Genomic DNA, 11,768 nt, shown 5'->3' on the forward strand with positions numbered 1-11,768 from the left:
GCGTAAGCCGACGGGTCGGCCAGACAGGCGTGCTCGATGGCGGTGCCGGGACAGCCCGTGCTCGATGTGGTGGAACCGGCCGCCCGGTGTCGGGGCCGTCCGGCGGTTCCCGTCACCCTCAACCAGGTGCTCCTGCACATCGGGGACGAGAGCCGCACGCGGCAGGTGGTGGACGCGCTCAACAGCGGCGGCTCGTGCTGGGTGACCTCCACGACGTGGAACGGCCGCTCCGCGGTCCGGATCTCCGTCTCCAACTGGCAGAGCGGTCAGGAGAGCGCCGAAGCCACCGCGGGCGCGTTCCTCCGGGCGTACCGCCCGTCCTGATCGCCGGGACGGCCGACGCCACCGAAGCGCCGGCCGTCCCGGGACGCGATCCCGTACGGGGTTCGGTCAGTGCCGTACCGCCAGCAGGTCCCGTACGCGGCCGGCGAGTTCGGGCGCGGCGCCCTCCAGCGCCTTCTCCAGCCCGGTCGGGTCGGTGAAGGGGCGCGCGAAGGCGAGGTCCCGCGCCCACTCCCGGTCGGCGCCGCACTCGGCGACGAGGGTGTCGACCGCCTGTGAGGTGGGGAGCAGATCGAACCAGCGCAGCCCCAGCGCCGCGAGCCCGTCCTGCGTGGGCTCGCCGATGAGCCGCAGGCGCGCCAGCCCGCCGTCCGGATAGACGTCCATCCGGACATGGGTCACGGGCCGGGCGGCGCGCAGCCGGAAGCGGTGCCGGGTGTCCCGCTGCAGCCGGGTCCGCGGCAGCAGGTCGGACCATGCCTCCGGATCGGTCAGGTCCCCGGTGGTGGCGTCGATGCCCTGGAGGCGGGCGGAGCCGGGTGCGTTGCCGATGAAGTACGAGGTGTCGACGGCCGCTTGGGTGATCCGGCCCCGCGTGGCGAGCTGGACCACCATCCAGTCGTTGCCCGCGCCGCGCCGCCGGCGCGTCTCCCAGCCGTCGCCCATCACCCGGGGCAGCCCGGGGGCCAGGACGTTGTTGGGCGGGGAGTAGAAGCGGTCGCTGGCGTCGGTGACGGCACCACCGTTCTCCGTCGCGGCGAGGTCCCAGGCGGTCCCGGTGAGGAAGCGCGGGTCCGGGATCACACTGCCGTGGACCCGCAGCCGGGCCACCCCGCCGTCGGGATGGATGTTCAGCCGTACATGGGTGAAGCGCTGCTCGGCATCGACGTCGAAACGGTGCTCGCTGTCACCGCGCAGGGCGCTCCTGGGGACGACGGGCACCCAGTCGGCGCCGCTGAGTTCGTCGGCGGTGGGGTAGCCCTCCATCGCGCAGGCGTCCACGGAGCAGTACTCGGGGTAGTTCCCCGTGAAGTGGGCCGTGTCCACGACGACGCCGCGGATCAGGCCGGGGGCGCCGAGGCGGACGACCGCCCAGTCGTGGTCGCCCTCCTCGAACTCCGGGCGGCGGCGCCTGGTCTCCCAGCCGTCCATGATCTGGCCCTTGTGACCGAAGGTGTGGGCCTGGAAGACCGGCGGCGCGGGGCGCAGCAGGTTCTCCTTCTCGGCGAAGAACTCGTCGTTGGCCGCCACGACGCCGGCGCCGAGTGAGCGGGCGGCGAGGTCGGGCAGCAGGGTGAAGTCGGTCATGCGTCTCCTCTGTTCTGTTCCGGGAGCGCTCTTCGGGCACCGGCCCGAAGAGCGCCGCTCAGCCGCGGGTGGCGAGGGTCGCGGTGGGCGCGTGCTCGGCGTCGGTGGCCAGTTCCTCGAACTCGGTGACGTTGTCGAGTTCGGTGCCCATGGCGACATTGGTGACGCGTTCGAGGATGATCTCCACGATCACCGGCACCCGGTGCTCGGCCATGAGCTTCTTGGCCTCCTCCAGCGCCGGCTGGATGCCGTCCGGTTCGAAGACACGGATGGCCTTGCAGCCCAGTCCTTCGGCGACCTTGACATGGTCGACCCCGTAACCGCCCACCTCGGGCGCGTTGATGTTGTCGAACGACAACTGGACGCAGAAGTCCATGTCGAATCCGCGCTGGGCCTGCCGGATCAGTCCGAGGTAGGCGTTGTTGACGACGACATGGAGGTACGGGATCTTGAACTGCGCGCCCACGGCGAGCTCTTCGACGAGGAACTGGAAGTCGTAGTCCCCGGAGAGCGCGACGACGGTGGCCTCCGGCTCGGCCGTCGCGACCCCCAGCGCCGCGGGGAGGGTCCAGCCCAGCGGGCCGGCCTGTCCGGCGTTGATCCAGTGCCGCGGCCGGTAGACGTGCAGCATCTGCGCCGCCTGGATCTGCGAGAGACCGATCGTGCTGACGTACCGCGTGTCGCGGCCGAACGCCTTGTTCATCTCCTCGTAGACCCGCTGCGGTTTGACCGGCACCTGGTCGAAGTGGGTCTTGCGCAGCATCGTCCGCTTGCGCTCCTGGCAACTGTCGGACCAGGCGGAGCGGTCCTTGAGCGCCCCGGCGTCCTTGAGTTCCCTCGCGGCCTGCACGAACAGTTCGAGGGCGGCCTTGGCGTCGGAGACGATACCGCGGTCCGGGGCGAACACCCGGCCGATCTGGGTGGGTTCGATGTCCACATGGACGAAGGTGCGTCCCCGGGTGTACGTGTCGAGGCCGCCGGTGTGCCGGTTGGCCCAGCGGTTGCCTATGCCGAGCACGAAGTCCGCAGCGAGCATGGTGGCGTTGCCGTACCGCTGGGACGTCTGCAGGCCGACCATGCCGGCCATGAGCGGATGGTCGTCGGGGATGGCGCCCCAGCCCATCAGGGTGGGCACGACCGGAACGCCGGTCAACTCGGCGAACTCCAGCAGCAGTTCGCTCGCATCGGCGTTGATGACACCGCCGCCGGCGACGAGCAGCGGCCGGTCGGCCGCCTGTAGCAGCTCGATCGCCTTGTCGATCTGCGCCCGTGTCGCGCTCGGCTTGTAGACCGGGAGCGGCTCGTAGGTGTCCGGGTCGAACTCGATCTCGGTCATCTGGACATCGATCGGCAGATCGATCAGCACCGGGCCGGGGCGCCCCGAACGCATCAGGTGGAACGCCTGCTGGAAGGCGCCGGGCACCTGCGCGGGTTCGAGGACGGTCATCGCCATCTTGGTGAGCGGCTTCGCGACCGAGGCGATGTCGACCGCCTGGAAGTCCTCCTTGTGCAGCTTGGCCACCGGCGCCTGGCCGGTGATGCACAGGATCGGGATCGAGTCGGCGATGGCCGAGTACAGACCGGTGATCATGTCGGTGCCCGCGGGGCCGCTGGTGCCCACGCAGACGCCGATGTTGCCCGGCCTGGCCCGGGTGTAGCCCTCGGCCATGTGCGAGGCGCCCTCGACGTGCCGGGCGAGGACGTGGGTCAGGCAGCCGTCGCCGCGCATCGCCGCGTAGAAGGGGTTGATCGCGGCGCCGGGCAGACCGAAGACGTGGGTGATGCCCTCACGCTTCAGGATCTCCACCGCGGCCTGGGCCGCCGTCATGCGAGCCATGAGGTTCTCCTATGGGTCGGGGGTCATCGGGGGTCAGTGGTGGGCGCGGCCGGCGAGGCGTTCGACGCCCCGCAGCAGCGCGGAGTGGTCGAGACCGCCGTCGCCGCAGGCGCGCGCGGAGGCGACGAACTGGGCGACGAGGGCGCCGACGGGCAGCGGGGCGCCCACGGCGCGGGCGGCGTCGGTGACGATGCCCATGTCCTTGTGGTGCAGGTCGATACGGAAGCCGGGCTTGAAGTCGCCGCTCACCATCGCCGCGCGCTTGCGGTCGAGGACGGTGGAGCCGGCCAGCCCGCCGCCCAGGACGTCGAGCGCCGCGGTGAGATCCACCCCGGCGTTCTGCAGGAAGACCACGGCCTCGGCCAGGGCCTGGAGATGGACGGCGACGATGAGCTGGTTGGCGGCCTTGACCGTCTGGCCGGCGCCGTGCGGGCCGACGTGCACGACGGTGGTGCCCAGCGCGTCGAACACCGGCCGGGCGTCGGCGAAGTCGTCGGCCTCGCCGCCCACCATGATGGACAGGACGGCCTCGATCGCGCCGGCCTCCCCGCCGGAGACCGGCGCGTCGAGCGTACGGACGCCCCGCTCGCGCGCGGCGGCGTCCACCTCCAGGGCGGTCCCCGGGGTGATGCTGCTCATGTCGATCAGCAGGGTGCCCGGCGCGGCGTGCCGCAGGACGCCGTCCTGGCCGAGGACGACCTCTTTGACCTGGGCGTCGGCCGGGACCATGGTGATCACGACCTCGGCGTCACGTACCGCCTCGGCGATGCTGCCGGCGCCCCGGCCACCGGCGGCGATCAGCCGGTCGACGGGGGAGCCGCTGCGGTTGTAACCGGTCACGGTGTGACCGGCCTTCACGAGGTTGGCGGCCATCGGGCCGCCCATGATGCCCAGTCCGATGAAAGCGATCTTCCGGGGGGTGGTGCTCATGGTGCGTCTTCCTTCCGTCGTCGTGTCGTGGTGCGGTGGGGCCCGCGCCACCGGGAGAAACCGGCTCAGGCGTCGCGGCCGAGTGTCCTCAGGTAGGCGCGCCAGCCACCGAACTCGGTGATCTCCGTGTGGATGCCCTTCTCCAGCTCCCCACGGCGCAGCACCATCGAGAAGCACGAGGAGCCGTCCTGGAGCTTGATGAGGCCGAACTCCAGCTCCGCCGGTTCGCTCGGCAGCAGTTCGTCGCGCAGCACCTCGTCGGGGACGTCGTACACCTCGCCCACCACGCTGGTGTGGACCCGGGGGTCGGGGAGCAGCCCGGGGCAGGTGTCACGGATCGAGAAGAAGCGGTGGCCGGGGGCGGTACGGGTCCTCGCCACCAGGGGTGCGCCGCCCAGGTGGTGGTGGAAGGGACCGCCCTCCATCGCCTGGCCGTTGAGGAACATGCGTGCCATGGGATCTCCTCCAGGGGAGTGTCAGCGGGTGGGGGACGTGGCCGGGTGGTGCGGGTGAGGGGGCCGTCAGGCGCCGGTGCCCGACCTGGCGCGTACGGCGTCGGCGACGGCGGGGGCGACCGTCGGGTCGAAGACGCTGGGGACGATGAAGCCGGCGCCGAGTTCCTCGGGCGCGACCCGGTCGGCGATCGCCCGGGCGGCCGCGATGAGCATGGCGTCGGTGATCTCGTGGGCGCCCGCGTCGAGCAGTCCGCGGAAGAAGCCGGGGAAGGCCAGGACGTTGTTGATCTGGTTGGGGAAGTCGCTGCGGCCGGTCGCGACGACGGCGGCGTGGCGCTGCGCCTCGACCGGGTCGATCTCCGGATCGGGGTTGGCGAGCGCGAAGACGATCGCGCCGTCCGCCATCGCCGCGACATCGGCGGCGGTGAGGACGTTCGGCCCGGACACACCGATGAACACGTCCGCGCCCCGTACGGCCTGCCCCAGGGTGCCGGACAGGTTCTCGGCGTTGGTGGTGTCCGCGATCCGCCGGCGCGCCTCGTCGAGGTCGGTGCGTCCGCGGTGGACGATGCCGGTGCGGTCGCAGGCCACGATGGAGCCCGCGCCCTCGGCGGCCAGCAGCCGGATGATGGCGGACCCCGCGGCGCCCACTCCGCAGACCACGATCCGTACGTCGGCGAGTTTCCTGCCGACGACGCGCAGGGCGTTGGCGAGCGCCGCGAGGACGACGATCGCGGTGCCGTGCTGGTCGTCGTGGAAGACCGGTATGTCGAGCTTCTCGCGCAGCCGCCGCTCGATCTCGAAGCAGCGCGGTGCCGAGATGTCCTCCAGGTTGACGCCTCCGTACATCGGCGCGAGGAGTTCGACGGTCCGGACGATCTCGTCGGTGTCCTGGGTGTCGAGGCACACCGGCCAGGCGTCCACCCCGGCGAAGCGCTTGAACAGGGCGGCCTTGCCCTCCATGACGGGCAGTGCGGCGGCGGCGCCGAGGTTGCCCAGGCCGAGCACGGCGGATCCGTCGGTCACCACCGCCACCGTGTTGCGTTTGACGGTCAGACGGCGCGCCTCGTCGGGGTCGTCGGCGATGGCCTGGCAGACCCGGGCCACCCCTGGTGTGTAGGCGCGGGACAGGTCGTCGCGGTCGCGCAGCTCGATCCGCGGGGTGATCTCGAGCTTGCCGCCCAGGTGCATGAGGAACGTACGGTCACCGGTCTCGTGGACGGTCACACCGTCCAGCGCCTCGACGGCGTCGCTGATGACCTCGGTGTGCTTCTCGTCCACGGCGTCGCAGGTGAGGTCCACCAGGATGCGGTCGGTACCTCTCTCGACGACGTCCAGGGCGGTCAGCGCGCCACCGGCGCCGCTCACCGCCGAGGTCAGCCGCGCGGTCGAGTCGGGCGCCGCGGGTGCCTCGGCGCGCAGCGTGATGGCGTATCCGGGACTTGGTGTGGACATGAGTGGACCTCGCACAGTCGGGGATCCGGCAGGATGCCGAACTAGTTCTGCGATGCGGATAGTATTTTCTGCATTGTGGAATAACAACCCCTCTCGCACCACGTGCTCGTCGGGCGGAGGTCACGGGCCCCCTGTGTGGGCGTTGTGTGTCGGGCCGCCCGTGGGTCTTCCTGTGGGGGTGACCGGATGTTCGGTGCATTTTCAACAAAAAGTTTGATTTATCCGTCTTGTGAAAACCGTTGACAAGGTCATCCGGCGGGCCTATACATCTCCCCAGTTGGAAACTTATTTCCGCACGGTGAAATCCAAAGAGACGCGGAGAGCCGCACCGCCCATTCCGCAACCGGCGGGCCGAGCCGCCAACGGCGACCGCCCCGGGATGTGTCGCTCCCCGGAGGAGTCCCCGCCCGCCCCAGGAGGTTCTTGACGTGAAACCCACCCATCTGCTTGGTGTGATCCCGTTCATCGGGATCCTCGGCGGGATCTTTTTCGCGAACCGGGTGACGCCCTATGTCCTCGGCATGCCGTTCATTCTTTTCTGGCTGGTCATGTGGGTCGTCCTGATCTCCGCGACCATGGCCGTCATCTACCGGCTGGACCCGGCCAACCGGAAGGACCACACGTCGTGACCGCCATCGCCGTCATCTTTGTCTTCCTCGTAGCAGCCCTGCTGCTAGGGCTGCGCGCCCGCCGCGGCAAGGACATGAACCTCGAAGAGTGGTCGGTAGGCGGCCGCGGCTTCGGAACGATGTTCGTCTTCCTGCTGCTGGCAGGCGAGATCTACACGACCTTCACCTTTCTGGGCGCCTCGGGCTGGGCGTACGGCAAGGGCGCTCCGGCCTACTACATCCTCTGTTACGCCTCGCTCGCCTACGTCCTGTCGTACTGGCTGCTGCCGGCGATCTGGCGTTACGCGAAAGAGCACCGGCTGATCTCGCAGTCCGACTTCTTCGTCGCCAAGTTCGAGAGCCCCCTGCTCGGCGCGCTGGTGGCCCTGGTCGGAGTCGTCGCGATGGTGCCGTACCTCGTCCTGCAGTTGAAGGGCATGGGGATCATCGTCTCCGTGGCCTCGTACGGGCACATCTCGTCGCACTGGGCCATCATCATCGGCACCGTCGCACTGACGGTCTACGTGACGATCTCCGGCATCCACGGCTCCGCCTGGACGGCCGTGTTCAAGGACGTCGCGATCCTGGCCGTCGTGCTGGTGCTCGGCATCTACCTCCCGGTGCACTACTTCGGCGGCATCGGGGACATGTTCCAGGCCGTCGACAAGGCCAAGCCGGACCTGCTCACCCTGCCCTCCAGCGGAATGAGCACCTCGTGGTTCGCCTCGACCGTGCTGCTCTCGGCGGTGGGCTTCTACATGTGGCCGCACACCTTCAGCGCCTCCTACACCGCCCAGAACGAGCGGGTCTTCCGGCGCAACGCGATCTTCATGCCGCTCTACCAGCTCATCCTGCTCTTCGTCTTCTTCGTCGGCTTCGCGGCGATCCTGGTGGTCCCCGGTCTCCAGGGCGCCGACGCGGACCTCGCCCTGCTGCGCATCACCACCGCCACCTTCCCGCCGTGGGTCGTCGGGATCGTCGGTGGGGCGGGGCTGCTCACCGCGCTGGTCCCCGGCTCCCTGCTGCTCATGACCTCCGCGACCTGCCTGGCCAAGAACGTCTACCGGCTCGCCCGCCCCGCCACCAGCGACGCCCATGTGGGCCGTCTCGCCCAGCTCCTGGTCCCCGCCCTCGCTCTGATCGCCCTGTACTTCACCTTCAACGGCGGCAGTTCCCTGGTCTCCCTGCTGCTCATGGGCTACGCCCTGGTGACCCAGCTCTTCCCCGCACTGCTGGCCAGCCTCGCCGGCCGGCGGATCGTCACCAAGCAGGGCGCCGCCGCCGGGATCGTGGTCGGTGTGGCCACGGTCGCCGTCGTCACACTCACCGGCGTCACCGTCGGCGACCTGCTGCCCGCGCTGCCGCAGGCGGTCAAGGACCTCAACGTCGGCATCGTGGCCCTGCTCCTCAACACCCTGGTGATGATGGGGGTTTCCGCCGCCACCCGCACACCGGACGAGGCCCCGGCCAAGGACGCCCCGCACGAGGCCGCCGCCGGAACCGGCTGACAGGACCCGCGCGCCACGGCCGGCACTCCACCATGGAGGGGCCGGCCGCGGCCGCGCCGGGGCCCGGTTCCACGGCCTCTGGAACACCCTTTCGAAGGGCGTCAGTTGGGAATTTCGGGGTTTACCGACGGTCGGCTTATGATCTTGGTCATGACTTCGCAGACCCCCGAGAAGAGCCCGTCCCGTAAGCAGAAGCTCCAGGAGAAGCAGCGCCGCCAGCTAGCGGTGGTCGACACCGTCGACAAGGCCGAGGCCAAACTGCGCAAGGCCGAGGCGGAGCTGGCCGAGGCCGTGGCGGAAGCGGTCGAGGTCTTCGGGAGCGAGCTGGGTGCCTCCGACGAACTCGAACTGTCGGTCGAGGCGATCCGCCACTTCCTGGACATCGCCGAGGGCGGCTCGGACGACGCGGAGGATTCCGAAGGCGCCGGGGCGACCGCGGAGAGCACCCCGGCCGGCAACGCGGCGAAGACCGGGGCGAAGACCAAGGCCGAGCAGAAGGCGGACGCCTCGGCCGCCGCTCCGGAGCAGGACCAGGAGCCGGAGCCCGCGATCGCCTAGGGCCGCGAGGAGTACGGGCCCACGAGCCGGCCGACCCACCCGTCGGCCGGCTCTTCCGCTTCCGGACCGGGTACGGCCCGGCGCCTACGCGGCCGCGGTACCGCTCACGACCACGTACCGGCCCCGCACCGTCGTCCCGTCCGGGAGATTCCACCCCGCGGTGACATGCCCGACGGGCTCGGCCGCGTCCGCGAGTGTGTCCTGGTCGGCCCGGAGGATCCGGTGGACGCGGAGGGTCAGCGGCCCGCCCCCCTCGCCCGGCCCGCCGGAGGCCGCGTCGGCCGTCGCCGTGGCCGTCGCCGCGCCCGACCCGCCCGCGGGGGCCGTCGTCCGGACGAGGAGATCGGTGCCGTCCGGCCCGTCGCTCGCGGTCAGGGACGCGAACACGCCCGTACGAACGGTCCCCGTGAAGCCGCTGACGACGGACGGATCGGGGGTGTCGCTGACACTCTGGGCCTGCGGCTCGGCGTCGCCGGCGATCAGGGCGAGCAGCCGCGCGACCACCACGGGGTCATGGGCCCCGTCGTAGATCCACCGCCGCCCCAACACCCCGTGTTCACTGGTCCCGACGAGCGCCTCGTCGGCTCCGTCGAGCGGCGCGCCCCGATAGCTGAGCGGCACGTGGTACGTGAGCGGCCGGTCGCCCGAAACGTCGGTGACCGCCATGAACTCGATCCCGACCTCCCCCCGCGGATCGTCGAGCCGGAACCCACCGGTCCGGCTCAGCTCCGGCGCGCTCTCCCCGCCGCGGTACCACGGCCGTGTGGGGAGCCAGGAGCCGAGCAGCTCCAGCTTGGTGGGGGTCATCGTGGTGCGGTGGATGACTGCCATGGGTCCGGACACCTTTCGCGAGTGCCACATGCCGTGCCGTGGTCACGTGGCTCGGTCGGTGCCCATCCTGTCACTTCCGCCGCCGCCCCCACCGCGAACAGATGAGTCAGTGTCACGTCGCGCACCGCTCTGACGTGCGGAAACACCCCCCGTCTTCTCATCTTCGTTGCACGGCCCCCGATGGATTGGTCCCGCCGAAATTTATTTTTTCGGGGGCCGATCCGGCTACGTCCCAGCCCTGCCAAGGGTTCTCGCTCCCACCGGGCCCCCGGCGCCCCGACTTGCCGTGAACGAGACCGAACAAGACCGGGATCGCGCACGTAATGCAGCTACAGCAAGCCGGAACGGCCCCGATGACGGATGAAGGACGGACCTGATGACCGCAATCACCAGAAGCGGGCGGACGTGGCGAGGACGCGGGAGCGTCGCGCTGCTCGCCTGTGGTGCGTTGGCCGCCGGCGGGGTCACCGCCACCGGCGTGGCCGCGCTGGTGCCACAGACCGCACACGCCTCCAGCCACCGCGAAGCCCCCCTGATCTCGGGGCAGCCCCAGTTCGACAACACGGACCTCTACGCGTTCGTCAGCCCGGACCACCCCGACACCACCACCATCGTCGCGAACGTACTTCCGTTCCAGGAGCCGGCGGGCGGACCGAACTTCTTCACCTTCGCCACCGACGCCCGCTACGAGATCCACATCGACAGCGACGGGGACGCCCAGGACGATCTCCTCTACCGGTTCACCTTCAAGGACCACCGCAAGAACGAGAACACCTTCCTCTACAACACCGGTGTCGTGGAGAGCCTGGACTCCCCGGAGCTCAACTTCACCCAGACCTACGACATCGAACTGCTGCGCCTGGAGCACAAGAAGGTCGTCTCGCACCACAAGGTCGCGGAGAACCTGCCGGTCGCCCCGTCGAACGTCGGCAAGGCGTCGATGCCCGACTACCAGAAGCTCCGCGACCAGGCGGTGACGAAGGTCGCCGGCGGGATCAAGGCGTTCGCCGGTCAGGCCGACGACCCGTTCTTCGCCGATCTGCGCGTCTTCGACCTGCTGTACGGCGGTGACCTCTCGGAGGTCGGCAACGACACCCTCAAGGGCTACAACGCCAACTCGATCGCCCTCCAGGTCCCGAACTCCTACCTCCGGGAGTCCGAGGAGCAGCCGATCGTCGGCATCTACTCGACCACCGAGCGCCAGAACGCCTCGGGCGAGTGGACCCGGGTGTCGCGGCTCGGCATGCCGCTGGTCAACGAGGTCGTCAACCCGGTCAAGGACAAGGACAAGTTCAACGCCTCCTCGCCCGAGGACGACGCCGACTTCCTGAAGAACGTCACGGAGCCGGAGCTGCCGAAGCTCATCGAGGCGATCTACGACATCAAGGCCCCGGCGGAGCCGCGCGACGACCTCGTCTCGGTCTTCCTGACCGGTGTGAAGGACCTCAACCAGCCGCCGAAGGTCACACCGTCGGAGATGCTGCGCCTCAACACCTCCATCAAGCCGGTCGAGAAGCCGAAGCGGCTGGGCGTGCTGGACGGTGACAACGCGGGCTTCCCGAACGGACGCCGGCTGACCGACGACGTGCTGGACATCGCGCTCCAGGTCGTCGAGGGAGAGCTCGTCGGATCGAAGAACGACCTGGGCGACGCGGTCGACGCCAACGACAAGGACTTCGCCAAGAGCTTCCCGTACGTGGGGCTGCCCAAGGCCGGTTCCGACGTCGACGCCTCCGACGTGGCGACCAAGGGCGCCGCGACCGGGCTGACGGGCGGCATGTCCTCGCTCACCGCGTCGTGGTCGAACACCACGCTGATGCTCGTCTCCGCCGGAGCGGGCGCCGTCGTCGCCCTGCTGATCGGCCTCGGCGCGACCTGGATACGCGCCCGCCGCTCGCGCCCCTCCTGGGTCGGCTGACGCCGACTCCGGTACGGGAAGCCGGACATGACCGGCACCCAGTGACCGGCCCGGCGGCGTCATCCGTCCCCCACGGGC

At 70.0% G+C, this 11,768-nt stretch carries 10 protein-coding genes and 1 pseudogene; 5 read left to right on the forward strand and 6 right to left on the reverse strand.

What is annotated here, in order from left to right:
* Window positions 1–36: 36 nt before the first annotated feature.
* Complete coding sequence (locus ACIO3P_RS24650) at window positions 37–324, forward strand: hypothetical protein (RefSeq protein ID WP_401852269.1); 288 nt, start codon at window positions 37–39, stop codon at window positions 322–324.
* Between the two features lie 246 nt (window positions 325–570).
* On the opposite strand, the pseudogene alc reads toward ACIO3P_RS24650, so the two are convergent.
* The 5 genes and pseudogenes from alc to ACIO3P_RS24675 form a co-directional block, all read right to left on the reverse strand.
* Window positions 571–1,590, reverse strand: a pseudogene (gene alc, locus ACIO3P_RS24655) (allantoicase); the annotation flags it as partial.
* Window positions 1,591–1,648: 58 nt separating this feature from the next.
* On the reverse strand, window positions 1,649–3,427 hold the full coding sequence (gcl, locus tag ACIO3P_RS24660; RefSeq protein ID WP_329825582.1) for a glyoxylate carboligase: 1,779 nt from the start codon (window positions 3,425–3,427) through the stop codon (window positions 1,649–1,651).
* A gap of 33 nt (window positions 3,428–3,460) precedes the next feature.
* Complete coding sequence (locus tag ACIO3P_RS24665) at window positions 3,461–4,357, reverse strand: 2-hydroxy-3-oxopropionate reductase (protein ID WP_329825583.1); 897 nt, start codon at window positions 4,355–4,357, stop codon at window positions 3,461–3,463.
* Between the two features lie 65 nt (window positions 4,358–4,422).
* Window positions 4,423–4,812: a gamma-glutamylcyclotransferase gene (locus ACIO3P_RS24670; protein WP_329825584.1), complete on the reverse strand. Its 390-nt coding sequence runs from the start codon at window positions 4,810–4,812 to the stop codon at window positions 4,423–4,425.
* Between the two features lie 66 nt (window positions 4,813–4,878).
* Entirely contained in the window at window positions 4,879–6,267 is a 1,389-nt protein-coding gene (locus tag ACIO3P_RS24675) for an NAD-dependent malic enzyme (RefSeq protein WP_401852273.1), read from the reverse strand.
* A gap of 428 nt (window positions 6,268–6,695) precedes the next feature.
* On the opposite strand from ACIO3P_RS24675, the gene ACIO3P_RS24680 reads away from it, so the two are divergent.
* The 3 genes from ACIO3P_RS24680 to ACIO3P_RS24690 all read left to right on the forward strand — a co-directional run bounded on the left by ACIO3P_RS24680 (window position 6,696) and on the right by ACIO3P_RS24690 (window position 8,941).
* Entirely contained in the window at window positions 6,696–6,896 is a 201-nt protein-coding gene (locus ACIO3P_RS24680; protein WP_329825586.1) for a DUF3311 domain-containing protein, read from the forward strand.
* Window positions 6,893–8,383 carry a sodium:solute symporter gene (locus ACIO3P_RS24685; RefSeq protein WP_329825587.1) on the forward strand — a complete coding sequence of 497 codons (1,491 nt, stop codon included), beginning with the start codon at window positions 6,893–6,895 and terminating at the stop codon, window positions 8,381–8,383. The genes ACIO3P_RS24680 and ACIO3P_RS24685 overlap by 4 nt, the downstream gene beginning before the upstream one ends.
* A gap of 150 nt (window positions 8,384–8,533) precedes the next feature.
* Window positions 8,534–8,941: a hypothetical protein gene (locus tag ACIO3P_RS24690; protein WP_401852275.1), complete on the forward strand. Its 408-nt coding sequence runs from the start codon at window positions 8,534–8,536 to the stop codon at window positions 8,939–8,941.
* 84 nt (window positions 8,942–9,025) lie between these two features.
* Here ACIO3P_RS24690 and ACIO3P_RS24695 read toward each other — a convergent pair whose 3' ends face one another.
* Window positions 9,026–9,772: a 1,4-alpha-glucan branching protein gene (locus tag ACIO3P_RS24695; protein ID WP_401852277.1), complete on the reverse strand. Its 747-nt coding sequence runs from the start codon at window positions 9,770–9,772 to the stop codon at window positions 9,026–9,028.
* A 376-nt stretch (window positions 9,773–10,148) separates the two neighbouring features.
* Here ACIO3P_RS24695 and ACIO3P_RS24700 point away from each other — a divergent pair, with 376 nt between their 5' ends.
* Window positions 10,149–11,690 carry a DUF4331 family protein gene (locus ACIO3P_RS24700; RefSeq protein WP_329825591.1) on the forward strand — a complete coding sequence of 514 codons (1,542 nt, stop codon included), beginning with the start codon at window positions 10,149–10,151 and terminating at the stop codon, window positions 11,688–11,690.
* Window positions 11,691–11,768: the final 78 nt, after the last annotated feature.

The sequence above is a fragment of the Streptomyces sp. NPDC087310 genome (genome assembly GCF_044744405.1).
GTDB lineage: Bacteria > Actinomycetota > Actinomycetes > Streptomycetales > Streptomycetaceae > Streptomyces.